This is a genomic window from Spirosoma agri (genome assembly GCF_010747415.1).
GTDB lineage: Bacteria > Bacteroidota > Bacteroidia > Cytophagales > Spirosomataceae > Spirosoma > Spirosoma agri.
Genome location: NZ_JAAGNZ010000001.1, coordinates 1,725,065 through 1,750,928, shown reverse-complemented (window position 1 = coordinate 1,750,928; position 25,864 = coordinate 1,725,065). Strand labels below are relative to the sequence as shown.

The following is a 25,864-nucleotide window of genomic DNA, read 5'->3' as shown; positions in this document are numbered from 1 at the left end:
GTCTATCAAAAGTTGTGTCGAAAAATCGTGTAGTGGCTATTACCGTACTGATTCAAAATAGTACATTTTTAAGATGCATCTATAAATCAAAACACAATCAATTGTATTTTTTAAAGAATATTAGCTCATAAACGGCTGATTGTTATGATATTACTTATTTTTCAATATAATTTTGCACTGCAAACCAAATTATGAACCACTATGGCGGTTGCCAAACAATTCCTCAAAAGCAAGCCTATCGCAAAAGTTACGTTTGAGTTGCCGGCTGAAGCTGTCAACGGTGCAAAAACGGTCGCTCTGGCCGGTGAATTCAACAGCTGGGATATTAGCGCCCAAACGTTGAAGAAGCAAAAGGATGGTTCGTATAAAACGACGGTTGAACTACCCGTAGGTGCTGAATACCAATACCGTTATGTTTTAGACGGTACGACGTGGGCCAATGATTGGGCTGCTGACAAATATGTAGCCAATGGCGTTGCGGGTGAAGAAAATTCGGTTGTCGTTCTGTAAGCCAGATCAACCATTCATTTGCCTAGAAGGGACATTACTGAAATAGCCCCGACAGAGTGTTCTGCCGGGGCTTCATGTTTTGACTACATCGTCTATTCTTACACGGTAAAGCTATCCGACTCGACGTAGGCTTTTATCAGCGCCACTTCGCCTTCTTTGCCTTTCTGCGATTTGCCGTGTTCCATACCAAAAATGAAATCTTTGCCTGTTTCTTTCTGTTTCTGGTAGATGTATTTGAACACGTTTTTATAGTTGATTTCTCCCGTAGTTGGCTCGTTGCGGCCTGGATTATCACCGATCTGAAAATAACCGATTTCGCTCCAGCACCAGTTGATATGCGGGATTATATGTCCCTCGTTTTTCTGCATGTGATAGATATCAAACAGAATTTTGCACGAAGGACTATTGACCGCCCGGCAGATTTCATACGTCTGATCGGACGTCCGCAGGAACAGGTTTGGCGTATCACTGAGCGGTTCCAGCACCATCGTCAGCCCACCGGCGGCCAGAATATCGGCCCCACGACGCAAGGCATCAATAACGTTACCGGTCTGAATCCCAATCGGCAAGTTCCGCTCAAAATCGCCCGGCACAACAGTCGTGAATTTGCCGTTGACCCGTTTGCCGGTTTCAACCGCTTTCCGACAGCCGTTCAAAAAAATATCGACGTATTCGGGCTTTCCGGCCGCGAGGGTATTCTGACCGTTACCACCCTTGTCGAGCACAAACACGCCCATCGTCATCCCTAATCGAGCCAGCTCAGCGCCAATCTTCGTTTGGAGTGCCGGGTCACGGCCCATCATTCCGTTGTCTTCCAGGGCTGTAAAGCCCATATCGGCCATGAATTTCAGCTGATCGATGGGATCGCCACCGGCGCTGTTTTCGAACATGCCAAAGTGGGGAGCATATTTGAGCTTGAAATTATTCTTAGCCAGAAAATTAGGCTGTGAATGCCAGTTGCCGGTTAACGATTCACCCGCAGCAGTAGCCCCAGCGAGGCCAACTGTCGATTTAACAAAATTGCGTCGTTGCATAATGGTTGTAGTCTAAACTATGATTACGCTGGTTTACTGGTTTGCAAAAATCTGCTACTCATTTCTGAAAAGCAAAATCTAACTACTCCTAAAATCAGCGTACTCACAGTTCAGCTTATTTCTTTTTTAAACTCGTTAAATAGGCGACCAGATCCACTAAGTCCTTTGTACTCATGGCTTCCTGAAGGCCCGATGGCATCATGGACGAATCCATCTTTTTCATGGAGACCACGTCCGACATTTTGTAGTTCTGGACCACACCACCGGGGAACTTCATTTGCAGATCGGTCTCGGTTTTGCTGGATACGATTCCCGACATGGTGCTCCCGTCTTTAAACTTCACTTCCCATCCTTCATAGCCGAAGCTGATGCCGGCATCAGGATGCAGAATAGCCAGATATTGACCTTCTTTGGGCAGTTTAGAGCCGATTTCAGACAGTTTCGGCCCAAAGTCCATGCCTTCGCCGTTGACCTGATGGCAAATCGAGCAGTTGTTTTTGAAGACACTCACGCCCTTTGACGCATCGCCATCCAGCGCCATCAATTCGTTCATACCGGGGAGCTTTTTGCCTTCGGCACTCTGTCCGCCATCCAGAAAACCAGCCGCCTGTATTCTGACATTTTTACGCCAGTCGTTGCTCACGCCCTGAACAGCCGCTTTCTTGTAGTCGCCTTTAATTTCGCCCGATTTCAGTAAAGCGACAACCATATCGGCACCGTCCATGCTGCCACCCAAGGCGCGGGTAGCATTCATGCGTAACGCAGGCGACCGCTTTTCATCAAGCGCAATGGTTTTCAGAATGTCCAGCGATTCTTTGTTACCAACCCGTTGCAGGGCCGCTACCATCTGTGCGGCTTCGTCCGCGTTTGCGCCATTAACAAGCGTCCAGATCAACGGGCTACCGTTCTGCTTGATCAACTGCCGAACGGCATCACGGCCTACAGCATCCGTCGACTTGGCCATTGCCAGTTGGCTCAACTTGGCATTCTCGGAGTTAGGTTCGTAGCGGGTTACCAGTTCGATGTATTCGGGGGTTCCGTACACATCGGTCAGCAGCTTGTTCAGCGCGGTTGTCGCGACGGGTGAGTTTTTCACAAAAGCCGGGTCAAGGTGGCGCAACACCAGTTTCGATACGTCGGTCGAGTTGCTGTTCGCCTGCAAAATACCCAGCAACGCGGCTGATTTTTCACTGGCACCGGGGTTGAAATCAAACGCCCGGAAATAGCGCAATCGCTGGTTCAGATCCGTCCCCTGATCACCCGCCAGTTTAGCCAGCATCGGCACCGATTCTTTGGTGCGGGCCCGCCATACGATGTCGCGACCACCCGCATTAGCGAGCGGGTCGTTGTTCATCTGCTTCACCCAGGCCGTATAATAGCTATCCCAGTTTCCGTCAGCACCAATACCCAGTGCTTCCAGATACCAACGGTCTTTCCCATCGTACTTACTGGCCAGCTGTGCCCACAAAGCCGGTGCTTCTGCTGATTTGTTGAGCCGGAGTGCAATGGCACACTCCCGACGAACCTGCGCATCAGGATCGTTGACCAGTTGCTTCACGTAGGGAATGATGTCCGTTTTGAGTTCGCGAGCGGCCCGTAATGCCGTGATGCGCAGATCAGGATTGGTGCTCTTCAGCGCCGTCTCAATGTATTTCTGTCCTTTGTCCAGTTTGCTCAGCAGCCACAACGCGCGAGCCTGCATCCGGGGATTGTTCGATTCTTTGTACAGCTTGGCCAGTGGTTTTTCTGCCTTTGTACCTAGCTCACGCAGTTTCTGCCACCCGGCATAGCGGATCGACATGTTCGGACTCTGGAGTGCTTCAATCGCCCCGTCAGTGGTCGATACGTCCACTTTCGGCATGGTGTACGGCGAATTGGGGGGTGCTACGCGATACACGCGCCCTTTGTTCTGATCACCCGCCTGGTGGCCACCTACGCCGGGATCGTACCAATCGGCAATAATGAGCGAACCATCGGGTGCCACGCATATATCAGCTGGACGAAACCACTGGTCGCGCGCTCCTTCAAGGACGTTTACGATGTCGGCCTTGTAGCCCGCACCATCCTTTTGCACTGTGTATGATCGAACGACGTTCGGTCCGGCATCGCAGTGAATCACCTGATTTCGAAACACTTCGGGCAGCAGTTTTCCTTCGTAAACAATGATACCCGTTGGCGAGCCGGCCCCGGTTTGAAGCAGGTTCGGTACAACACCCGGATCGTTCAGGTGCCAGTGCCGCCGTGGGATTTCGGGTTCGAGATTATCCCGATTCGCCTGCCAGCCAGCGCCCGTCATCTCGTCGGTGTAGCCGTAGTTGCCATACTCCATCACGTAGTTGATCCGAACGCCCTTGTTGCCATCATCATCGTTGTCCGACTGCCAAAGCGTACCGTAGGAATCCACGGCCACTTCGTAGTTGTTCCGGAAATTCTGGCCCAGCACTTCAACGTTTTTCCCGTCGGGATCACAGCGGAACACCATGCCCTGCTTGAAATTCTGTTTATCGATGGCTTTGCCCGTGGCCACGTCAATGACGGGTTTTCCCTCTTTATCCAGCAATTGTTTACCTTCATTGCCAAAGTTGAAATACCACTTGCCGTCGGGACCAAAGACAAATGTGTGCATCCCGTGGTCGTGCTGCTCACCCCCGATTCCCGTGAAGAGCAGTTCTTTTTTGTCGGCCTTATCATCGCCGTTTTCGTCCGTCAGAACCCACACGTTTGGACTATCGGCCACGATCACTTTGTTGCCCTGCACCCAGATACCCAGTGGCGATTCGATACTTGGGTCCTGGTAAAAGACTTTGGAGATATCAGCTTTGCCATCCCCGTTCGTGTCTTCCAGAATCATGATCCGATCACCTTCTTTGCGGGTCGGATTTCCGTTGATAGCGGGCCGGTAGTTGTAAGCTTCACAAACCCACACGCGACCTCTGGCATCGACATCGATATCCGTCGGATTGCTCAGCATCGGCTCGGCGGCAAACAGGGTGGCTTCCAGGCCCGGCGCCACGTTCAGGCTACCCACGGCATATTTGGGATCATGTTTATCGTCGTCACTAAGCTGCGCGAACAAACCCTTGAGATAACCGTCGGACGCTGCGTTGAGGTTACGATTCTGGTAGGCCCCAACAAAAACAGTTCCGACCACCAGACCGGCAGCAGAGAGGGCCATCGCCCGGCGATAAAACGCAGAACGCTTGGCCGATCGAAAAGAATTCATAAGTAAGAACGGGAAATAGGATTGGATTATACAACGTAAAAGTAGTGATAGTCCATTGGTAAATAAAGCGTAGGACGAAGGTATTTATACCCATCCGCCCTTAAACTTTATCCTGGTTTTCCTCTTATAATAGTAACTTTCAGTTATTTACTGTAGCATTACGAGACAGTTCACTAAATCATTAACCTTCAGCACTATGGGCTTCCTGTATTCCATTCTTATTGGCGGCATTGCCGGTTTTATCGCCAGCCGTATTATGGACAGTCATAATTCGATGATCGTCAATATTCTGCTCGGCATTGTGGGCGGATTTGTGGGCGGTTTTATTGCCCGTAAGCTCGGCAATGACCCGGATAACGACGGCCTGGTCATGAATCTCCTGATTGCCGTGTTAGGTGCCGTCGTCCTGATTTTTGTCGGGCGATTGTTTTAAACCCTGAGTCTGGATAGGCTACTGCTAACAGAAATGAATCGGTGATGGGCCAACCAAATACTATTCGCTGGTAGTACGTAAGCTGGACCAAACAAAAAAGCCAGATCAAATAACGATCTGGCTTTTTTGTGTACGCTTATTTCGAACTAGATACTCTTCTTTTTCATCTCTTTTACGGCGAAATCTGCCGCCCGTGCCGTCAGTGCCATGTACGTCAATGACGGGTTTACGCAGGAAGCCGACACCATGCAGGCACCATCCGTTACGAAAACGTTTTTGACTCCGTGCATCTGGTTATTGGCATTGAGTACCGACGTTTTAGGATCACGGCCCATGCGCGCGGTTCCCATCTCGTGAATGGCCATCCCCAGGTACGAGCCTCTGTCGTACGCTTTCACGTTTTTGACACCCGACGATTCCAGCATTTCTTTGGCATCATTCATCATGTCAACGCGCATTTTCTTTTCGTTTTCTTTGAGTTCGGCGTCGAAAACGACCAGCGGCATACCCCATTTGTCTTTCTCATTTTTGTCGAGATACATCCGGTTTTCGTAGTAGGGCAGCGTTTCGCCGAAGCCACCAAAACCCATTGTCCACGGACCGGGCTTGGTCAGTTCTTCCTTATAATCAGCACCGAAGCTCATCTCGGCAACGTTACGCTGCCAGCCCTGCCGACTGCCACCGCCCTGGTAGCCAAAGCCCCGCAGGTAATCGCGTTTGTCGCTGCCGATGTTGCGGTAACGAGGCACATAAATGCCATTTGCCCGCCGTCCGATGTAGTATTTATCCAGATCGCCTTCCCAGTCACCTGATGCGCCAGTGCGGAAGTGGTGATCCATCAGGTTATGCCCCAATTGCTCCGAATCATTGCCCAGCCCGTTCGGGAAGCGGCTCGACTTGGAGTTGAGCAGAATGGATGTCGTGCCGAGTGTGCTGCCGCAGACGAAGATCAGTTTGGCAAAGTATTCCCGACCCTGCAAGGTTACGGCATCGATCACCCGGACGCCCGTAGCCCGTTTCTGGTTTTCATCGTAAATAATTTCCGATACAACCGAGTCAGGACGGAGCGTTAACCGACCCGTTTTCGACGCGTAGGGCAACGTGCAGGACTGCGTGCTGAAATAAGCACCGTACGGGCAACCCAGCGAACATTTGTTCCGGTATTGACACGGAGCCCGGCCAATGCCAAGCTGCGCCTGAGCCGCTTTAGACAGGTTGGCCACACGACCAATCGTCATAGTACGACCGGGAAAATTCTCCTCAAGCCGTTTACGAACCTCTTTCTCAACGCAGTACATCTCCATTGGCGGCAGGAAGTCGCTGTCGGGCAGTTGCGGCAAATTCAGGGCTTCCCCCGAAATACCAACCACTTTCTCGACATACGAGTACCAGGGAGCCACGTCTTTGTAGCGGATCGGCCAGTCTACGGCAATGCCCTCTTTGGCATTGGCTTCAAAATCGAGGTCGCTTAGCCGGTACGATTGCCGACCCCACATGATCGACTTGCCACCGACGATATTAGGTCGATACCAATCGAAGCGTTTGTTCTCTTTATATAACGAATCCGAATCCTTCATCCAGTAGGTTTCGGTCAGCTCGTTGTAAGGGTAGTCACGCGCCAGTTTCGGGTGCGTTTCTTTCTGCTCCATCGTGAGCCGACCATTGTACTGAGTTTGCCACGGATCTTTCATGGCATTTTCGTAACCCGATACGTGCTCAAGCTGGTGCCCTTTTTCGAGCATAAGAACTCGCAGGCCTTTCTCGGTCAGTTCTTTGGAGGCCCAGCCACCCGTTATTCCCGATCCGATGACAATGGCATCGTAGGTGGTTTCTTTTATAGAATCAATATTGAGGTTCATACAGTTGAAGGAGTTGGGATTGAACAACCAGTAAACTACGCACCGGGCATGGCTGCTGCGCTGTTCAGGCCGGCATACGGGTTATGAATTAGAGCGCCCAGGTTTTCTGGCCGGGTTTGAGCGGCATACAGCCGTTGAACTGCCCCGGAACCGGCAGGTATTCGAGGGCCTTGGTTGCGCCGATTTCCGACGTAAAGTACCCGGTCGTTGTCAGCTCTTTCATGCGTAGGAAGAACGGCTTATCATCGGTCATCGTCTGCTTCACCATTTCGTTTTTCTGGGCAGTATCTAACTCCATAAATCCTTTTCCGAACTTGGTTTTGCTACTGGCATCCAGCTTGGCGAGCCCGGCGTAGAAACTGTCCTGATCGGTTTTGGGGTAGCAATCGCGCATGACGCGGACAATGAATTTTTCGGCACCAGCCGCTTTGGCACCCGGCGTTTTGGTGGCCGGAATAATTACGTCGGCGACTTCAGCCAGCAATGCTTCCTGCTCAGCCGTAACGGACACGCTGGGACCCGTGTTCGTAATGCGGCCCATTGCGCCCGCCAGCGTGGGTGCTGACAACAGACCACCCATCATCAGGGCCGCCTGCTGTATCGCTTCTCTACGTTTCATAGGTTAGTAAAAGTAAGTAAAGTGAGTTTTTAGCAGTAGAACGGGAATTTGACGCAAGAAAATATACAGCTTCTAAAAGCAAATTACCCCTATTTTTTTCAAGATGAAAGGGTGGTCTGATGAAAAGGCCAAACCGTGGTAAATATCCTCATAACTGGAGAAAATAGTTCTTAATTCATCAGCGAAAGCCGGATTCCACTATGCCCGGATACCAGTGCAACAAAACACCCTGACGACCTGTGGGGTTGTTCAGAACATGAGTAGTATCGCCTTAATCATTACCCTGTTGGCAATCGTAACGGCCCTGTCGGCGGTGGCCGAGCGGGTTCGTATTGCCACGCCCATCGTGTTAGTGCTGGCAGGCATTGCGATCAGTCTGATTCCGGGCTTGCCTTCGGTTGCGCTCACCCCTGATGTTGTCATTCTGGTTTTTCTACCGCCACTGATCTACGCAGCGGCCTGGAACACGTCGTGGGCTGATTTCAAAGCAAATTTTCGGCCTATTCTGCTGCTGGCACTCGGGCTGGTTCTCTTCTCGACGGTGGGGGTAGCGTGGGTCGTGCATACGTTCGTTCCCGGCTTTTCGTGGCCGCTGGCGTTCGTAATGGGGGCAACGGTTTCTACGACAGACCCCATTGCGGGTACGTCGATCATCAAAGAGATGGGGCTACCCCGTCGCGTCGTGGTCATTCTGGAAGCCGAAAGTCTGGTCAATGACGCAACGGGCCTGATCGTTTATCGCTATGCCGTGGCTGCCGTAGCAACGGGACAGTTTGTTTTGATCGAAGCAGGGGAGCAATTCTTTCTGGTTATTTTCGGCGGAATCCTCATCGGGCTGGCGCTGGCCTGGATCGTGAAAAGTATTCACCAATTAACGGATGACACGCCGGTTGTTGAAACGACGCTGACATTTCTGACGCCGTTTGCCGGCTACCTGATCGCCGAAGAATTGCATGTATCGGGTGTGCTGGCCGTGCTGTCGTCGGGATTATTTCTAACCCTTCGATCGTCGGAGTTTCTATCGCGCCAGGCTCATTTGCAAACGATCAACGTCTGGAATGTCGTTACGTTTCTGCTCAACAGCATCGTGTTCGTGCTCATGGGTCTGCAACTGCGCCAGATCCTGTTGACCAACTCCGGCTATTCGTCCGGCATGCTGATTCTATACGGTATCATCGTTAGTCTAGCCGTTATTCTGGCCCGGTTTGTCTGGATTTTTCTGGTGAGTTTCTTCACGCGATTGCTTAAGCCGAATCTGCCTGTCCATCATCCGCTCATCAATGGCAAACTGCTCACCGTCATCGGCTGGACCGGAATGCGGGGAGTATTGTCACTGGCAACGGCGCTGGCCTTACCCCTCACGCTGCGGAACGGATCGCCCTTTCCGCAGCGTGATCTGATCATTTTCTTTACGTACTGCGTCATTTTCTCGACGCTGGTATTGCAGGGACTAGCCTTACCCTACCTGATCCGCTGGTTGAACATTCAGCCCGATCAACGGGCCAGACAGGACGAGATTAAACTGCGTGTTCAGCTCGCCGGTACGGCCATCGAACACCTTGAGGCTAACTACTCACTGAGCGACGAGGTATCCGACGAAACACTGGCGCGACTCAAACACAAGTACGAAATCCGCATCGACAGGCTCCGGCTGAACGACAATGTGCGTCGGTCGAAGGCGCACGAATCGGAAGTTCGGGAAACACTACGCATTCAGCTTGAGATCATCCAGGTGGAGCGTGATAGGGCTACGCAACTGCGCCGGGAGGGCAATGAAGACGACGAAGTACTCCGAACTATTTTGTACGAACTGGACCTGGAAGAGTCACGATTGCTGATGGGATCGATGCGCTGATCAGTGCCTATCAACTACCATAGATTGTCGAATCAAGGAACGCATTCCGAAACTTGCCCTGCGGGTCGTATTCCTTCACCAGCTTCTTGAAGTCGGTCAGCTTTTCGTAACGGGACTGCAATTTCGGCGCGGATAACGTGAACAGTTTCCCCCAGTGCGGTCGTGGTCCAAAGGGTTCCAGTGCTTTTTCGATCATAGGCAGCACTTTACTGACCGATGCCCAGTCCTGTTTCCAGGTAAAGTGAATGGCCAAACTCGGTTGTTTGTAAGCCATACTCATCCACAAATCATCGGCCTCGATGGTCCGCAGTTCGCTGATAAGCAGGTGTGGACTGATGTGATCACGGAGCTGTTCGACGGCCAGTATAGCATCGACCGCATTTTTCCGGGGTACAAAATACTCGGATTGCAACTCCTTGCCACTGCTGGGTGTAAAGCCCATTTTAAAGTGCGGCAACCGTTCGTACCAGGGACCGGGCACGCCCATTTGTTCGGTGCAATTTTCGGCGGATATTTCGGTGATTGGATGCAGGTTTTTCGTTGCAAGCGATGCCCCGAAGTACTCGGGCTTGGCCTCTATCTTGCTTCCTTCCTCAACTCGTCGTTTAATCCAGACTTCGTTAATGCGCTTCTTTTGCCAGTCCGTGAACAGGCTTACGCTGTAGCCACCCGACATGATCGCTTCGAAGTGATCGTTCAGCTGATCGAGTGGCAGGTTTTCGTACACATCCTGCCGCACCATGAAGGTTGGCTGAATGTCGAGCGTGACTTTCGTTACAACACCAAGCGCACCCAGGTTGACAACGGCAGCACGAAACGTATCGCCATCCTTGTCGCGCGACAGTTTCTTCAGTTCACCATCAGCCGTAACAAGTTCCAGTCCTGCGACTGCGGTTGACAGATTACCGTTCTTTACGCCCGAGCCGTGGGTGGCCGTAGCGCAGGCCCCCGCTACCGAAATGTGCGGCAGCGAAGCCAGATTGTGCAACGCATAGCCTTTCCCATCGAGGTACGGAGCCAATTGCCCGTAGCGCATGTTGGCGTCGACCGTTACCATGCGGGCCTTTTCATCCAGCGCCACGACCTGATTCATATCGGCGAGCGAAATGAAATTATTCGTACTGTCGGCAATGCCGTTGAAGCAATGGCGTGAACCTAGTACTTTGAGTTTCGCGTATTTTTTTACGAGTTCCTGAACCTGTTCGATCGACTTGGCTGAATACAGCCGGTCAGTACTGTATGTGTAGTTTCCGGCCCAGTTTTTCAATTTTTCGCCGGGTACTAATTGCGCTAGAGGGGACATGACGGGGGTGGCAAGTAAAGCTGACGACAGCTTAAGGAACGTTCTTTTTTTCATGGCTACAGGGTTTCCGCTAAACTACGCGAACTGATCGAAAACAGAATCAATACTACAATAAAATCTTGATTCAAGTCAATTCCGTCGCTGTGGAAATGCATCGCCACGGGCAGCAGTAAACGGGGCCGACTGTCAATAACAATCGGCCCCGTTTGCTGCGATTCTATTTACTGATCTTATCGACTAGCTGAATTGCTTGACCAGCCCTTCCAGCGTATGCAGTGGCTGAACACCCGACTGACGCCAGACGATTTTTCCGTCTTTGAACATAATCATCGTCGGAATGCTCCGAATCTGATACTGGTCAGCGGCTTTCTGGGCTTTATCGACGTTTATTTTAACGACCCGAACGCTGTCGCCAGCGCGGTCGGTGAGTTGCTTCAGAATGGGAGCCTGTTGTTTACAGGGACCGCACCAGTCAGCGTAAAAATCGACAAGCACGGGCTTGTCACCTTTTATAATATCCTGAAATGATTCTTTTGTCTCGCTCATCGTTTTATTGCGTTTGTTGATCTGATGTGGTTCTTTCGTACCTCAATAACAAGACCAGGTTCCCAACGGTTCACGGAGTATAAACACAGTTTTTTTCGAATGGTTGTGCGCTTTCTGTTGCTCTTACTAATTGGTTTTCTGGCAGTAACTGCCACTGCTCAGACGCCGTTTTCGGCCGAAATCGCCAACCATCGTGAGACCTATAAAAACGATTTCCTAAAGTCGTCCGGCAGTCCGTTGAAATCGAAGGAGGACTTGGCCTATCTGCGCTTTTACGAACCTGACTCGACCTATCGGGTGGAGGCCATCGTACAGTTGACGCCCAAATCAGAACCGTTCGACATGCCAACGTATAACGGAATGACCCGGCCACACGTCGCCTACGCAGTCGTATCGTTCGTGCTGAATGGCAAACCTCAGAAACTGACGATCTACCGGAATCTGAATTTGATCCGGATGCCCGACTACCGCGATTACCTGTTTCTCCCCTTCAAGGACGCAACATCCGGCTTTGCCACGTACGGCGGTGGGCGCTACCTCGACTTACGGATCGGCGATATCAAAAACGGGCGGCTGATCCTTGATTTCAACAAAGCCTACAACCCGTACTGCGCCTTCAGCGAAGGTTACCCCTGCCCTATTCCACCCAGGAACAATGTGTTACCTGTAGCCATCGAAGCCGGTGAAAAAACCTACGGAAAAGCCCATTGATTTCTGCTGTCTTTCTTCCGTAGAAACCTGTCACGTGGCTGTCCATCGAACGGTAAAACGGTATTTCATACGCCGTATTTTGGAGATACGGCGTATGAAATACCGTTTTACCGTTCGGCCAGTAGCATCTACACTAACGCTAGTATCCCCACGCCAGCAGTCCACCATCCACCGCAATGGTCTGGCCGGTCACGTAGCCCGACGCAGGCATGCTCAGAAACGAGACGACCGAGGCCACCTCTTCGGGTTCGCCGATTCGCTTCATCGGTGTCCGGCTCAAAATGGCCGTCAGCTTTTCGGGATTGGTCAGTACGGGGGTAGCCAGGGGTGTTTTGATATACCAGGGTGCTACGGCGTTCACCCGGATACCGTCCGACGCCCACTCGACAGCGAGATTGCGGGTTAGCTGAAGCATGGCGGCTTTGGTCATCCCGTAGAGCGACCCCGAGCTGGTATGTGTCATTCCCGATACCGACGAAACGAAAATGATCTTCCCGATTCCAGACGCTTTCAGCAACGGGTAAGCGGCCTGACTCAATTCGTAAGCAGAACGCAGGTTTGTGTTGAGCACGTGGTCGTATTCAGACGGACTATACTCGACGGTTGATTTACGAATGTTCGTTCCGGCGTTGTTGACCAGAATATCCAGACTTCCCCACGTACTGTTTACCGCGTCCATAACCTGAGCCGCTACACCCGGCTGACTGATATCTGCCGCTACTCCTTCGACCGTATGGCCCTGCTGGCGGTACTCGTCCAGCTGTTTCTGAAGCAGCTCGTTATCGCGGGCAACAATGAATACAGCGGCTCCGAGAGCCATAAACTGGCGAACGATCGCTTCGCCAATGCCTTTTGTTCCGCCCGTTACGAGCGCGCGTTGGCCACTTAGCGACCAGAGAAGTTGATTCATATTAACTGATAAACAATAGAGCTACATTGAAACTGAAGGCATAAATCTCGCGAATTGTTCAACTTAACTGGTCCTGTACACGAATCAATTAGCAAGCGAGGAGCCGTTTCATAGATAATATCTATACTCATATAAAAACAATGAATAAAAACCATAGCGTCAATTGTCCTAAATTTGATTCGTCAACCAATAAACTCGTCCGAAAATGGAGAACATCGAGCAACAAGATACACAAGACCCATCCGTGTGGGACGTCAACGACGATAGCAAAGTAAATACCGTTGGCAAATGCCCGTTCATGAACGGGGAAGTAAACAAAAGTGCCGGTGGTGGCACGACAAACCGCGATTGGTGGCCGAATCAGTTGAAACTGAACATCCTGCGTCAACATTCGTCGCTGTCTGATCCGATGGGCGAAAGCTTTAACTATGCCGACGAGTTCAAATCGCTCGATCTGGCGGCTGTAAAGAAAGATATCGTTGACCTGATGACTACGTCTCAGGATTGGTGGCCAGCCGATTACGGTCACTATGGACCTTTCTTCATTCGGATGGCGTGGCACAGTGCGGGTACGTACCGCATTGGCGATGGTCGTGGTGGCGCAAGCTCCGGCGATCAGCGTTTTGCGCCACTCAATAGCTGGCCCGACAACACGAACCTCGATAAGGCTCGTCTGCTGCTTTGGCCGGTTAAACAGAAATACGGACGGAAACTTTCCTGGGCCGATCTGCTGGTTCTGACCGGTAACTGCGCTCTGGAGTCGATGGGCTTCAAAACATTCGGCTTCGGTGGTGGACGTGAAGATGTCTGGGAACCCGAAGAAGCGGTTTACTGGGGCTCAGAAACCGAATGGCTGGGCGACAACGTGCGGTATGCCAACCCACACGAGCGTACGCTTGAGCAACCCCTCGGTGCGGCCAATCTGGGTCTCATTTACGTGAACCCAGAAGGACCAGCGGGTAACCCTGATCCACTTGCCTCCGCGCACGACATTCGGGAAACGTTCGGTCGTATGGCCATGAACGACGAAGAAACCGTTGCGCTGATTGCGGGCGGACACACGTTCGGTAAAACCCACGGTGCAGCGGATCCAGGCAAATACGTTAGTTCTGAGCCCGCCGGTGCAACCATCGAAGAGCAAAGCATGGGCTGGAAAAACTCATTCGGTACCGGGCATGGCCCAGACACCATCACGAGTGGTCTGGAGGTTACATGGACCAAGACCCCGACCCAGTGGAGCAACGATTATTTCGACCACCTGTTCAATTACGACTGGGAGCTGACCAAAAGCCCAGGCGGAGCGCATCAGTGGCAGCCAAAAGATGGCGCGGGAGCCGGAACAGTACCCGATGCCCACGATCCATCGAAGCGCCATGCCCCCATGATGCTGACGAGCGATCTGGCGTTGCGAGCCGATCCTGCCTACGAAAAGATTTCGAGACGCTTTTACGAAAATCCGGATGAGTTTGCCGACGCATTTGCCCGGGCGTGGTTCAAACTGACGCACCGCGATATGGGTCCCATCGAGCGCTATCTCGGTCCGGAAGTACCAACCGAAGAGTTGATCTGGCAAGATCCGATCCCGGCTACTACGCATTCACTGGTCAATGATCAGGATGTTGCTGCTTTGAAAGCGAACATTCTTGCGTCTGGCCTGACGATTCCTCAGTTAGTATCTACCGCCTGGGCTTCGGCATCGACGTACCGCAACTCCGACAAACGTGGCGGCACCAATGGTGGCCGCGTTCGTCTGACTCCCCAGAAGGATTGGGAAGCGAACGATCCGGCACAACTGGCCAGCGTACTGAGCACCCTCACCAGTATTCAGGAAGAGTTCAACAGCATCCAGTCGGGGGATACCCGGATTTCGATCGCCGATCTGATCGTGTTGGGCGGTTCTGTTGGTATCGAGCAGGCAGCGAAGAATGCCGGTCACGAGATTACGGTGCCTTTCACGCCCGGACGTGGCGATGCGTCGCAGGAGCAAACCGATGTGCAGTCATTCAACGCGCTGGAACCAGGTGCCGACGGATTCCGCAACTACCTGAACGCTATCCATAAGTCAGCGGCTGAGGATATGCTGATCGACAAAGCACAACTATTGAGCCTGACGATTCCGCAGTTGACGGTGCTGGTCGGCGGGATGCGTGTGCTGAACACCAACTTCGATCATTCGAAACACGGTGTCTTCACGGATCGTCCGGAAACGCTCACGAACGATTATTTCGTGAACCTGCTCGATTTGGGTACTACCTGGCGGGCCACTTCGGATGCGCAAAGCGTGTTTGTAGGTAGTGATCGTAAGACGGGCGAACCCAAATGGACCGCCACCCGTGTCGATCTTATCTTCGGTTCAAACTCGGAACTCCGGGCTATTGCCGAAGTATATGGCTGTGGCGATTCGCAGGAGAAATTCGTGCGGGACTTCGTTGCCGCCTGGACCAAGGTGATGAACCTGGGCCGCTTTGATCTGGTCGCTTAATTGCAGCGTTGTTAGTCAATAAAAAAGGTGGTCTGGAAACGGACCACCTTTTTTTGGTTGCTTGCTGACTCCTGAAGATATGGCGTGTTAAGCATCGTTCAGCGGGACATATACGGTTAAAGCAGCTTGTCGGGCGTTATGGGCAATTGACGAACGCGTTTGCCGGTCGCATTGAAAATAGCATTAGCTACAGCAGCCGCGACACCAACAATACCCACTTCGCCGATGCCTTTTATCCCCATTTTATTAGCGTGCTGATCGTCCTCCTGAATAAAGATGGCGTCCATTGACCCGATATCCAGATTGGATGGAACGTGGTAATCGGCAAATGACCGGGTCACAAAGTTTCCCCAACGCGGATCGACGACCGATTCTTCAGTCAGTGCCATACCAATGCCCCATACATTACCGCCAATAATCTGCGAACGAGCCGTCTTCGGGTTCAGAATTTTCCCGGCTCCCGTCACAGCCAGAAAACGAGATACCCGAACCATACCGGTAAACCGATTAACGGCAACCTCCGCGAAATTGGCGTTGAAGCTATGGGCCGAATACTCCTCGGCGCTTTCCAGTGGTTTGGTGTCCACGCGGGTCTGAAAGTCAGCCATTTTTTCCGAAAGCATCAATTGCGAAGCCGTCGGGCGGGCAAAAAACTGCTTACCCGATTTGGCGATCAGCTCGTCAGTAATCTTCTGACAGGCATCATTGACGGCATTCGCGTAACTAGCGGCTCCAACCGACCCCACAGCCCCAGCGGCTGGTGGCAGATCAGAATCACCAATCGTCACTTTGACGCGCTGAATAGGCAGGTCCAGCGCATCGGCTGCCGTTTGGGTCAATATGGTGTAGGTTCCGGTTCCCAAGTCGGCCGCAGCCAGTTCAATCGTGGCCGTAACATCGTTTCCAGCCCGTTTGAGCTTCACCACAGCCGACGTGGGTCGTTGATGGGCGGGATACGTGCCGCAGGATACGCCGTAGCCGATCAGGTAATTTCCCTGCTGGTTTTGGCGGGGTTCGGCTTTCCGTTTCTCCCAGCCAAAGGCTTTGGCCCCGGCTCGTAGGCATTGAACCGTTGTCCGCGAAGACCAGGGTTTTCCATTAGACGGATCGCGTTCGGGTTCGTTCTTAATGCGCAGATCGATCGGGTCCATCTTAAGTTTATAGGCCAGCTCATCCATCGCCGATTCAAGCGCAAAACTTCCGGTCGATTTTCCGGGTCCACGCGTATACGTGGGCAGGATGATATTCATGGGCACCACTCGGTAGGTGATGAGCGAATTAGGCACCGCATACATAACTTTCGAGCAGTCGCCACACGGTTCGACAAATTCATTTTTTATCGCGCCGTGGGTCGTAATCTCATGTGCTAACGCCGTTAGTTTTCCGTCTTCAGTGGCGGCCAAACTCACTTTCTGAAGATTGCGTTGCCGCAAGCCGACCGAGTTGACCATCTGCTGCCGGGTCAGCGCGAGCTTCACCGGACGATTGACCTGTTTGGCCGCTACCGCTGTAAGCACTAGATTAGCCCACTGCCCACCCTTCGACCCAAAGCCACCACCGATGTAGGGCGAAATGATCCGGACCTGCTCGGGTTTTATATTGAGTGTTGCAGCCGCTGCGCTCTGTGCGCCATTCACAATCTGCGAGCTATTGTAGAGAATCACGTGGTCACCGTTCCATTCGGCGATAGTGGCATGTGGTTCCAGCGGATGATGGTGTTCGATGGGCGTCTCGTACAATTCCTCGACTTTATACGTGGCCGTACGAAGGGTGGCTTTCGCATCCCCGCGAATGGCATCGGCTTTTTCTTTATCCTTCGGTACTACGGCTTGACTGGACAGCTTCTCAAAGTCAACTTTTGGTTCCCGCTTTTCGTAGGTTACGTTGATCAGGTGCGTGGCATACCGGGCCTGCTCAAAAGTTTCGGCCACGACCAGACCAATGTTTTGTCCGTAAAACTCGATCTCAGGACTTTGCAGCAAAGCCCCACCCCGAATCCCCCCGTCGATGTTGAGTTTCGGCGCGTTGATATGAGTGATAACCGCGAGAACGCCGGGTGCTTTTTCGGCCGCGCCCGTATCGATAGTCAGGATCTTTCCGGCGGCAGTGGTACTCTTAAACAACACCGCGTAGGCCAGATTCTTGACCGGGTAGTCCGTCGAGTAGGCCGCTTTCCCCGTCACCTTGGCAATTCCGTCGATGCGGCTAACCGGCGTACCAACGAGTTTATTTTTGTCTTTCATGTGATGGTTACGATCAAGCCTTTCCTCCATTCATCGCCATTTGCAGCGCCAGAACTATACTCCGGTTACCTAATTCTACCTTGAATCGATTGTGGTCCAATGGTTTTGCACCGGCCATCTCAGCATCGGCAGCCAGTTTAAAATTGGCGTCCGTCGCTTCTTTACCAACCAGCAGTTGCTCAGCCTTAAGAGCCCGCCAGGGTTTATGCGCCACACCGCCCATTGCGATTCTCGCCTGAACGATCTTGTTATCAACTATCTCCAGCGCAGCGGCTACCGACACCAACGCAAATGCATACGACGCCCGATCCCGTACTTTGAGGTAGTAAGACGTAGCGGCAAAGTTGTTCTTCGGCAGTTCGATGGCGGTGATCAGTTCGCCGTGTGCCAGGTTGGTATCCTGTTCCGGCTTATCGCCCGGCAACCGGTGGAAGTCAGCGAACGGAATGGTTCGCTCCTGACCGCTGGCATTCCGTACGCTGACGACGGCATCCAGTGCCGCCAGCGCGATGGCCATATCCGAGGGATATACTGCCACGCACTTTTCTGTCCAACCGAAGATAGCATGCGTTCGGTTGATACCTTCCAGCGCACCGCAACCTGTCCCAGGCTCACGTTTGTTGCAGGGCATCGACACCTCATAAAAATAGGGGCAACGTGTTCGCTGGAGCAGGTTACCGCCATTGGTAGCCATATTCCGTATCTGCCCTGATGCACCGGCCAGAATAGCCTGGGCCAGCAGCGGGTAGTGTTGACGGATCAGTGCGTGGTTGGCCGCGTCGGTATTTTTTCCCAGACCACCTATCGAGATGCCTCCTTTTTGGGGACCGTTCGCGATGGCCTTAATGTCACGCAGGCCCAGTTCCGAGATGTCAACCAGCTCGTTCGGTCGCTCTACGTCCTCTTTCATCAAATCCAGCAAGTTGGTGCCGCCGGCCAGGAATTTAGCGTTCGGGTTTCCCGACAGTTGGTTTACAGCTGCGGTCGGGTCTTTTGCCCGGGTATACGTGAAGGGTCTCATTAGACTAGCTAGTAACGGGTTAGGCCGAAAAGTTGAATGTCTGCTCGACGGGTTTTCCGCTGTGCACCTCCTGAATAGCGGCAACAATATTAGGATAAGCTCCGCAACGGCAGATATTCCCCGACATCCGCTCCCGAATCTCTTCGTTCGACAGTTGAACGGGAGCGGGTTGTTTACGAATAGCTTCAGTAACGTAGCTGGCGTGCCCGTTTTTGGCTTCCTCGATCAAGGCAACGGCCGAGCATAGTTGGCCGGGCGTACAGAAACCGCATTGGAACCCATCGTGTTTCAGAAAGGCAGCCTGCATTGGATGAAGCGTAGTCCCTTGTGCCAGTCCTTCGACCGTTTGAACGCGCTTTCCTTCACAGCTGGCGGCCAACGTCAGGCAGGACAATACCCGCTGGCCATTCACGAGTACCGTACAGGCACCGCATTGACCGTGGTCGCAGCCTTTTTTAGAACCGGTCAGCTCCAGCCGTTCCCGCAACGTATCGAGCAGCGTCATTCGGGAATCGACCACTAGTTTTTGGGTTGTACCATTAACCTTAAGCGATACAGTAACGCCATTTTCGATCGTGGCCGACGAAAGCTCCGTTGGAGACGAGCTGAGTGGTTTAGTCAATAGCTGCTCGGCAACGGCTGACTGAGCCGCGAGCATTCCCCCGCCCGCCAAGGTCACTAATTTTAAAAAGTGACGTCGGTTCACCCCAGAGTCGAGAATCTCGTCCAGGTCTTCGGGCATCAGGTCTTCAAACAACTTCTTTTCATCCTCCGTCAGTCGAGATGGGTCGTTTTCATCATGCATACAGTTCTTCGGAAAAATACTACGTTTAACGTTGAAACGATTGGAAGGGTAAGTATTGAGTGGTGGGGCTAGTAACACGTAACCGTTGCGTAAAGGCTATTGTTACGCGCAACGCATTAATCTGTACCTAGGATACACCGCGCTTCCCGACGATATGGGTACTAGTCAAAAAATGTCGAATTTCGAGCGAGATCTATTGTTCAAAACGTGATCAGAAACCGCTAATAAACAAGGTCACCAACGCTCCTGTTGCACCTCGTTGGCCAGCCGCTGGTTGATGTCTACGTTGGCGAACTCAAAGACAAAGATAGTTGTCCTACGCTCTCGGGCAAATGGACTCCGAACGGAATCCGCAGCGTAGGCCGTGGCAAATAAAGGCCCCGTTTCTTTGAGCTCACCGGATCGTTCGCCCGCATTTTTAACCCGGATGAGGTGGGTGTATTTTGTGTCGAGATCGAACCAGTTTATATAGTCCGCATTGAAGGTAACGGCTCGGATCGGTTGACGCGTATAGTAGTTGATCGCGCCCGCCTGTCCGTAATTATCGCACAAAACCAGTGTTTTCGCCGGATCGGGCGAATGGGCATAGACCGAGTCTACTTTAGCAGCCAATTCGCGCCAACCCAGCATATCCGCAAAATCCTGGGGTAGCGGATGCTCCTTGCCATCTTCCCAGCGTAGCAAACCCAGTTGTTTATAGCGCTCCGGATGTCGGACAATTTCTTCCGGGCTTTTGTTAGGGAACGCTACTTCGAACAATGGAATAAAAAGCAGTACCGGGATGGCCAGTGAAGCAATCCGCAGCCACACCGAGCGTACGCTGACCGAGATAAAAACCGACCCGAACGCCAGATAAATGGGATAGATTCCAATTGCGTAATAGCCTTTCGCTCTGAAGTACGTGAAGGCAAGCAACGTGAAAATTAGGGCAAAAAAGAAGAGCCGGTAGTTTACGAATGGCTTGTAAACCAGTAGCGCGTATAAGCCCGTGATGATGATAAACAGCGAGCCAATGAAGAACAGAAGCTGCTCCTTAAAAAAGTCGAGCCGGTTCACTTTGACCAACTGGGTCTCCGCCAGTAGCTTCATGTGATGAACGACCGGAAACGCATGTTGATATTGCCAGATCAGGTTGGGCATGACCAGTAAAAGACTCACCAACATGGCTAGATAAACGTGTCGATTGGCCAGTAAACGGCGCTGGTCAGTCAGCAGTATGGCGGGCAACAGACCAATCAGCAGAAAGCCAACAGTATATTTATTCAAAAACCCGAAGGCAAAGACGACAGCAAAAATGTAGAGCCATCGATTGTTTCTGGAATTGATGTAGCTGATGACAACAAAATATAGGGCCGTCCAGCAAAAAACATCCACGGAGTTGGGCTGAAAGAGCTGATTGAGCCGCAACAGGACGGAAAATAACAAACCCGTAGCCGCCAGAACGCAAGCGAATAAATTACCGGCTAACTCCTCCACTGTTTTCCAGACGATCAGTATTGTCAGTGCGCCGAAGAAGGCCGGGAAGAATCGAACAGTGAGCGCCGAGTTGCCCAACCAACTGACGATCAGGGCAAGCCAGGACGTGACGGGCGGCACCGACAAATAGCCCCACGCCAGATGGTTGGCCTGATCTAGATGCAGGTATTCATCCCGGTGCAACTCATACTCGGGACTGATCAGAAAATACTGAAGCAGGAACTTCAGGGCAATAAACCCAGCGAGTATGGCCGATCTTTTCGTCATTGACTATGAACATTCGTGGATTAGTACCCTCACCCCGCCCCCCTCTCCCATACTGAGCGAGGGGAGCGCAGCCATACTTCTTTTCATCCCTCGCCCAACGTTGGGAGAGGGGTCGGGGGTGAGGGTAGACGTGGCCGTAAGAAAAAACTTTATTTCTTCACTGGTTTCGCTGCCATGTAGAATGTCAGCTTACCACCTTTCAGAATATCGGCGTGGGTAATGATGGGCTGGTTCAGGGGTTTGCCGTTCAACAACACCTTTTGCACGTATACATTTTTGTCGCCCTGATTGATAGCTTCGACAGTAAACGTCTGCCCATTTTCCAGGTTCAGGCGGGCACGTTGAACCGAAGGACTCCCCAATGAGTAGTCTTCTGAGCCGGGAGATACAGGATAAAAACCCATGCTCGAAAACATATACCACGCGCTCATTTGACCGCAATCGTCATTGCCGCCCAGTCCGTCGGGAGTGGGTTTGTACTGCATGTTGAGAATCATACGCACGCGTTCCTGCGTTTTCCAGGGCTGTCCGGCCCAGTTGTACAAGTACGCAATGTGGTGAGCGGGTTCGTTGCCGTGGATGTAGCCGCCAATGATCCCTTCGCGGGTAATGTCTTCGGTTTCGGCGAAAAACTTATCGGGCAGGTGCATAGAAAAGAGCGTATCGAGCCGGGCGGTAAATTTCTTCGGACCACCCATATAGTCGATTAGAGCCGTTGGGTTCTGCGGCACGAAAAAGCTGAAATTCCACGAGTTTCCTTCGATGAACCCCTGGCCATCCGTCTGGAGTACGTCAAATTCTTTTTTGAATGAGCCATCTGCCAGCCGGGGGCGCATAAAACCAATCGACTTATCGTAGACGTTTTTCCAGCTTTCGGAGCGTTTCCGGTAGGTTTCGTACACATCCTGCCGGTTCAGTTTTTTCGCGATCTGCGCAATGCACCAATCGTCATAGGCGTACTCGAGCGTGTTGGATACCGACGTACCACTGGCCGTTGCGGGCACGTACCCCCGATCGATATACTCACCGATACCCTCGTAACTGCGGTGATTGGACGTGGCAACACACGCGTCGAGTGCTTTCTGGGCATTCCCTTTGAACGATCCTTTTATGATCGCATCGGCCAGCACCGACACGCTGTGATACCCACTCATGCACCAGTTATCGTTGGCATAATGCGACCAGACGGGCAACATTTTCAGCGTACTCTGATCGTAGTGGTTCAGCATGGACTGCACCATGTCGCTGTTTCGGGACGGCTGAATGAGGTTGAAAAACGGATGCAACGCCCGGTAGGTATCCCAAAGCGAAAACGTCGTGTAGTTGGTGCCCGTGGCCTGATGCACGCCCTGATCCAATCCCTTGTACTGACCATTAACGTCCATGTACGTCGTTGGGTTGATGAACGAGTGATAGAGGGACGTATAGAAATTCACCTTATCGGTTTCCGACGCGTCAATCTGAATCTTGTTCAATTCCTTATTCCAGTCGGCTTGTGCCTTGGCTTTGACCTGCTCAAAATTCCAGTGCGGTATTTCAGCCTGCATATTCGCGAGGGCATTTTCCTGACTTACCGGCGATAAGGCCATCTTCATTTTCACCTTCTCGCCCTCTTCCGTATCAAAATCAAAATACATGCGAATCCGTTTGCCCGCTATGTCCGGAAAGTTTTTGGTCTGGTCGAACTTCCGCCAGAAACCTTTGTACACCTGCGCCTTGTCCAGATTCTTCTGCCCGTACGATTTGAACGGCTTCGAGAACGACAGCGCAAAATAAACCGTTCGGGTGCGCGCCCATCCGTTCGTTTGCCGGTAACCCGTTATAAGCGTGTCGTTTACGACCCGAACGAAGGTCCAGACGACTTTGTCTTCGTAGTTATAAATGCCGTGGGTCAGATCCAGAATGATGTGCGACTGGTCGGATTTTGGGAAGGTATACTGATGAAAACCAACCCGATTTGAGGCCGTCAGTTCGGCCAGAATCGCGTGGTCGTCCAGCTTCACTTTATAATAGCCCGCTTCGGCCACTTCGTTCGCGTGCGAGAAGGCCGACCGGTAGCCCCCTTTCGGATTGGAAGCTACACCGGGGTTAAGCTGTAAGGGCCCCTGCGTAGGCATGATCAGGAAATCGCCTAGATCCGAGTGCCCTGTCCCGCTGAAATGGGTGTGACTGAACCCGACAATTGTTTTATCTTCGTATTTGTAACCCGCGCAATACTTGTAGACATCGCCATTGTACTTGCCATTGAGTTCGTAGGATAACGTATCCGAATCGGGGCTCAGTTGAACAGACCCAAACGGCACAGTAGCCCCTGGAAATGTGTGGCCCATCTTTTCGGTGCCAATCAGCGGATGTACATAAGGAACGAGATTTTGCTGAGCGTACGTAACAAGGAGGAGAAGTTGAAAGAGGATCGTGAGGCTAACTTTTGTCATTTTTTGAGGATAAACCCGTTGCTGGAAATAAGGACCAAAAAGGTACGAAAAGCTTCTGTAACCACATGTGGTGCTGCTCTTAATTCTGAAAAACCAGCAAAAAAGAAAAACCGCATTTGGCTATCCGTCGACCAGTTCAATTCGGTAAACACGTCGATGTACGCACATTGTTGGTGCAAACATAAGGGGCAGATTGGGGGCACTCAGAAGCCGGAAGCTACGCATTTGATCAGCAGCAGGTTGTTGCTCGCTCGTTTGCCAGTGGTGCTTCAGCTCAGCCTGACTCCTCGGATGTTCAGGCAACAATAGTCCGGAACGGAGTAACGGCAAAGCGGTACGAAAACGTTTCAGGTCGCCGGTTTGATAGGTTAATTCCAACGCTAATCGAGGTGGCTGCATGAGCAAACGACTCAGGTAACCAGCCAGGCCATAATGCCCTTCCAGCTGCCAAAGTTGGATACTGGTCGAATCGTTGTCGGTTACAGGAATGGGTTCGTTGAGTCGCACGCTGGTTTGATCATCCCGAATCAATGTTAGGGCAAGTGGCGCCGAACGTCGGTTCAACAGCGCCCACTCTCCGAATGTATCCACTACCCGATAGGCCCGCCGTAGCGAAAGTTTGGTTAGTGTTTCATCAGCGCACGGATCGCGGTTATCGACCGAACCACCCGTTACCAACACATAATCGGGCGCACGTGTCGAGAGGAAATGTTTGGCATTCAGTGAGTCAAGATAGGCATCGGTTACCTGATATGTCTGAATAACCGGACGCGGTGTATAGTCCAGTTGATTTTGGTAAAGTAGGGCAATTTCGCCGGGAACAACGTCGACCCGCTTATTTTTGAGCAGCGTACGCCAGTGAGCAGGCCACGGCGACGGCACTGGTGTTAGTCCAGGATGCAGGGGTTCGCGAATGTCCTGCACGTAACTGATCCATTGAGGAATCCACCGATACCACAGGCCAGTATCCCAATGGTAAGCAACGAAAAACGGGCCTATTGCGCTAATCAGCAGTATAGGAACTAGGGTCAAACGGCGTAGCAGCGGGATATGACCAAACAAAACCAATAGACTAAGCGGCAGCAGCGCGTATTTATAAAATAACCCCATATGGCCAGCATCGGCCCGCACAAAGGCTTCTTTGACGAGCACAAATAGCTGTAAAGCCATCAACACAAGCACAATCCCATTCTGTCGCCACCAGATTCCGGCTTCGTGTTTCCGCCAGGCTTGCCAGCTTGCGTAGCCCACCAGAAACACGGTGAAGGCAAGTATCAACAAAGCAGCTGCCAGCGGTTTCCAGTCCTGCAATTGATACATAACGTCATTGTAGGAATCGATCATGTGCCACTGAGCCCGCAAAAAAGGCAGTAAAGCCACCGGAAGCAGTTGCGCACTGATACCAACCAGCGTCAATAGGGCCCCGATGACAACCAGGCCAACGACTCGGTCAGGGCCTGAACGAACCAGCCACAATCCATAGACGATGACGCTGCCCAAGCTGACAAGACCAACGTTGGCCTTCAGATAGAACGTCAGCGTAGCCAGGCTAACGGCGACGGCCAATACCCATCGTTTACCGGTCTGCTGATGGTAGAGCAGGTAAACCAGCACGAAAAAATAATACATGAAAGGGGTTTCCGTAGTGGCACATTGCCGGTGTACGACCACGAGCCCGGTCAAAAGCAGCGCCCGCGTCAACGTGAGACGCGGGCCAGCGGCTACCCACAACACAAAGTACACGTTCAGGAGCCAAAGCCCGTCAAACGCGACGATTGCCCAGACCGGGGCGGCAATAGGCAATCGGGTAATGAGCCAGCTAAGCGGGCCATAAGTAAACACGAATTCGGTCCCGTGAACCAGTTCCTGCTGATGAGCCAGATGAAGCGCAATCATCCACGAACCATCCAGACCCGAAAGCGGTGTGTTGTATACGGTCCAGCGCTCGAATGCCAGTAGCGTCAGAAATAAAGCCAATACCAAACGTTGAACACCCGGCCAACCCGAACCTGAACGCATACGTTTCTGTTGCAATGGAAAAAGAAATACTAACTAGAACGACTTTGGTATAGCGCCCCTCGTACCTCCGCAGACGCATCAATATAACAGCATAACAAATAGGTCAATACAAA

18 protein-coding genes are annotated in these 25,864 nt (G+C 52.0%); 5 read left to right on the top strand and 13 right to left on the bottom strand.

What is annotated here, in order from left to right; translation table 11 throughout:
* The first annotated feature begins 201 nt into the window (after positions 1–201).
* Positions 202–510 (top strand): isoamylase early set domain-containing protein, encoded by a 309-nt coding sequence (locus GK091_RS07170; protein ID WP_164035905.1) that lies wholly within the window; start codon positions 202–204, stop codon positions 508–510.
* 98 nt (positions 511–608) lie between these two features.
* Here the strand turns inward: GK091_RS07170 and GK091_RS07165 are convergent, their stop codons facing one another.
* Positions 609–1,544 carry a hydroxypyruvate isomerase family protein gene (locus GK091_RS07165; protein ID WP_164035904.1) on the bottom strand — a complete coding sequence of 312 codons (936 nt, stop codon included), beginning with the start codon at positions 1,542–1,544 and terminating at the stop codon, positions 609–611.
* A gap of 115 nt (positions 1,545–1,659) precedes the next feature.
* Positions 1,660–4,767 carry a PVC-type heme-binding CxxCH protein gene (locus GK091_RS07160; RefSeq protein WP_164035903.1) on the bottom strand — a complete coding sequence of 1,036 codons (3,108 nt, stop codon included), beginning with the start codon at positions 4,765–4,767 and terminating at the stop codon, positions 1,660–1,662.
* A 196-nt stretch (positions 4,768–4,963) separates the two neighbouring features.
* On the opposite strand from GK091_RS07160, the gene GK091_RS07155 reads away from it, so the two are divergent.
* Complete coding sequence (locus tag GK091_RS07155; RefSeq protein WP_164035902.1) at positions 4,964–5,200, top strand: GlsB/YeaQ/YmgE family stress response membrane protein; 237 nt, start codon at positions 4,964–4,966, stop codon at positions 5,198–5,200.
* A 146-nt stretch (positions 5,201–5,346) separates the two neighbouring features.
* On the opposite strand, the gene GK091_RS07150 is transcribed toward GK091_RS07155, so the two are convergent.
* Both GK091_RS07150 and GK091_RS07145 read right to left on the bottom strand, forming a co-directional pair.
* The gene (locus GK091_RS07150; RefSeq protein WP_164035901.1) at positions 5,347–7,059 is read right to left on the bottom strand and encodes a GMC oxidoreductase; all 1,713 of its coding nucleotides are present in this window, start codon (positions 7,057–7,059) and stop codon (positions 5,347–5,349) included.
* An 88-nt stretch (positions 7,060–7,147) separates the two neighbouring features.
* Positions 7,148–7,678: a gluconate 2-dehydrogenase subunit 3 family protein gene (locus tag GK091_RS07145; protein ID WP_164035900.1), complete on the bottom strand. Its 531-nt coding sequence runs from the start codon at positions 7,676–7,678 to the stop codon at positions 7,148–7,150.
* Between the two features lie 214 nt (positions 7,679–7,892).
* Between GK091_RS07145 and GK091_RS07140 the strand changes: the two genes are divergently transcribed.
* Positions 7,893–9,533 (top strand): Na+/H+ antiporter, encoded by a 1,641-nt coding sequence (locus GK091_RS07140; protein ID WP_164035899.1) that lies wholly within the window; start codon positions 7,893–7,895, stop codon positions 9,531–9,533.
* 10 nt (positions 9,534–9,543) lie between these two features.
* On the opposite strand, the gene GK091_RS07135 is transcribed toward GK091_RS07140, so the two are convergent.
* Both GK091_RS07135 and trxA read right to left on the bottom strand, forming a co-directional pair.
* A complete protein-coding gene (locus GK091_RS07135) occupies positions 9,544–10,890 on the bottom strand; it encodes a D-arabinono-1,4-lactone oxidase (RefSeq protein ID WP_164035898.1) in 1,347 nt (448 codons plus the stop codon).
* A gap of 183 nt (positions 10,891–11,073) precedes the next feature.
* Positions 11,074–11,382 (bottom strand): thioredoxin, encoded by a 309-nt coding sequence (gene trxA / locus GK091_RS07130; protein WP_164035897.1) that lies wholly within the window; start codon positions 11,380–11,382, stop codon positions 11,074–11,076.
* Between the two features lie 99 nt (positions 11,383–11,481).
* Between trxA and GK091_RS07125 the strand changes: the two genes are divergently transcribed.
* Positions 11,482–12,093 carry a DUF1684 domain-containing protein gene (locus GK091_RS07125; RefSeq protein ID WP_164035896.1) on the top strand — a complete coding sequence of 204 codons (612 nt, stop codon included), beginning with the start codon at positions 11,482–11,484 and terminating at the stop codon, positions 12,091–12,093.
* Between the two features lie 139 nt (positions 12,094–12,232).
* Here GK091_RS07125 and GK091_RS07120 read toward each other — a convergent pair whose 3' ends face one another.
* Positions 12,233–13,003 carry an SDR family oxidoreductase gene (locus tag GK091_RS07120; RefSeq protein WP_164035895.1) on the bottom strand — a complete coding sequence of 257 codons (771 nt, stop codon included), beginning with the start codon at positions 13,001–13,003 and terminating at the stop codon, positions 12,233–12,235.
* Positions 13,004–13,208: 205 nt separating this feature from the next.
* Between GK091_RS07120 and katG the strand changes: the two genes are divergently transcribed.
* Positions 13,209–15,485 carry a catalase/peroxidase HPI gene (gene katG, locus GK091_RS07115; RefSeq protein ID WP_164035894.1) on the top strand — a complete coding sequence of 759 codons (2,277 nt, stop codon included), beginning with the start codon at positions 13,209–13,211 and terminating at the stop codon, positions 15,483–15,485.
* 116 nt (positions 15,486–15,601) lie between these two features.
* Here katG and GK091_RS07110 read toward each other — a convergent pair whose 3' ends face one another.
* From GK091_RS07110 to GK091_RS07085, 6 genes are all read right to left on the bottom strand, one after another.
* A complete protein-coding gene (locus GK091_RS07110; RefSeq protein ID WP_164035893.1) occupies positions 15,602–17,728 on the bottom strand; it encodes a xanthine dehydrogenase family protein molybdopterin-binding subunit in 2,127 nt (708 codons plus the stop codon).
* A gap of 13 nt (positions 17,729–17,741) precedes the next feature.
* Positions 17,742–18,749 carry an FAD binding domain-containing protein gene (locus GK091_RS07105; protein WP_164035892.1) on the bottom strand — a complete coding sequence of 336 codons (1,008 nt, stop codon included), beginning with the start codon at positions 18,747–18,749 and terminating at the stop codon, positions 17,742–17,744.
* A gap of 19 nt (positions 18,750–18,768) precedes the next feature.
* Entirely contained in the window at positions 18,769–19,554 is a 786-nt protein-coding gene (locus GK091_RS07100) for a 2Fe-2S iron-sulfur cluster-binding protein (protein ID WP_164035891.1), read from the bottom strand.
* Positions 19,555–19,788: 234 nt separating this feature from the next.
* Entirely contained in the window at positions 19,789–21,297 is a 1,509-nt protein-coding gene (locus GK091_RS07095; protein ID WP_164035890.1) for a glycosyltransferase family 39 protein, read from the bottom strand.
* A gap of 149 nt (positions 21,298–21,446) precedes the next feature.
* A complete protein-coding gene (locus GK091_RS07090) occupies positions 21,447–23,732 on the bottom strand; it encodes a GH92 family glycosyl hydrolase (protein ID WP_164035889.1) in 2,286 nt (761 codons plus the stop codon).
* A gap of 120 nt (positions 23,733–23,852) precedes the next feature.
* Positions 23,853–25,751 (bottom strand): hypothetical protein, encoded by a 1,899-nt coding sequence (locus GK091_RS07085; protein WP_164035888.1) that lies wholly within the window; start codon positions 25,749–25,751, stop codon positions 23,853–23,855.
* Positions 25,752–25,864 lie beyond the last annotated feature (113 nt).

Excerpts from the sequence above, each read along its gene's own strand:
- GK091_RS07170 (WP_164035905.1), top strand. The coding sequence starts at position 202 with ATGGCGGTTGCCAAACAATTCCTCAAAAGCAAGCCTATCGCAAAAGTT.
- GK091_RS07165 (WP_164035904.1), bottom strand. The coding sequence starts at position 1,544 with ATGCAACGACGCAATTTTGTTAAATCGACAGTTGGCCTCGCTGGGGCT.
- GK091_RS07160 (WP_164035903.1), bottom strand. The coding sequence starts at position 4,767 with ATGAATTCTTTTCGATCGGCCAAGCGTTCTGCGTTTTATCGCCGGGCG.
- GK091_RS07155 (WP_164035902.1), top strand. The coding sequence starts at position 4,964 with ATGGGCTTCCTGTATTCCATTCTTATTGGCGGCATTGCCGGTTTTATC.
- GK091_RS07150 (WP_164035901.1), bottom strand. The coding sequence starts at position 7,059 with ATGAACCTCAATATTGATTCTATAAAAGAAACCACCTACGATGCCATT.
- GK091_RS07145 (WP_164035900.1), bottom strand. The coding sequence starts at position 7,678 with ATGAAACGTAGAGAAGCGATACAGCAGGCGGCCCTGATGATGGGTGGT.
- GK091_RS07135 (WP_164035898.1), bottom strand. The coding sequence starts at position 10,890 with ATGAAAAAAAGAACGTTCCTTAAGCTGTCGTCAGCTTTACTTGCCACC.
- trxA (WP_164035897.1), bottom strand. The coding sequence starts at position 11,382 with ATGAGCGAGACAAAAGAATCATTTCAGGATATTATAAAAGGTGACAAG.
- GK091_RS07125 (WP_164035896.1), top strand. The coding sequence starts at position 11,482 with ATGGTTGTGCGCTTTCTGTTGCTCTTACTAATTGGTTTTCTGGCAGTA.
- GK091_RS07120 (WP_164035895.1), bottom strand. The coding sequence starts at position 13,003 with ATGAATCAACTTCTCTGGTCGCTAAGTGGCCAACGCGCGCTCGTAACG.
- katG (WP_164035894.1), top strand. The coding sequence starts at position 13,209 with ATGGAGAACATCGAGCAACAAGATACACAAGACCCATCCGTGTGGGAC.
- GK091_RS07110 (WP_164035893.1), bottom strand. The coding sequence starts at position 17,728 with ATGAAAGACAAAAATAAACTCGTTGGTACGCCGGTTAGCCGCATCGAC.
- GK091_RS07105 (WP_164035892.1), bottom strand. The coding sequence starts at position 18,749 with ATGAGACCCTTCACGTATACCCGGGCAAAAGACCCGACCGCAGCTGTA.
- GK091_RS07100 (WP_164035891.1), bottom strand. The coding sequence starts at position 19,554 with ATGCATGATGAAAACGACCCATCTCGACTGACGGAGGATGAAAAGAAG.
- GK091_RS07095 (WP_164035890.1), bottom strand. The coding sequence starts at position 21,297 with ATGACGAAAAGATCGGCCATACTCGCTGGGTTTATTGCCCTGAAGTTC.
- GK091_RS07090 (WP_164035889.1), bottom strand. The coding sequence starts at position 23,732 with ATGACAAAAGTTAGCCTCACGATCCTCTTTCAACTTCTCCTCCTTGTT.
- GK091_RS07085 (WP_164035888.1), bottom strand. The coding sequence starts at position 25,751 with ATGCGTTCAGGTTCGGGTTGGCCGGGTGTTCAACGTTTGGTATTGGCT.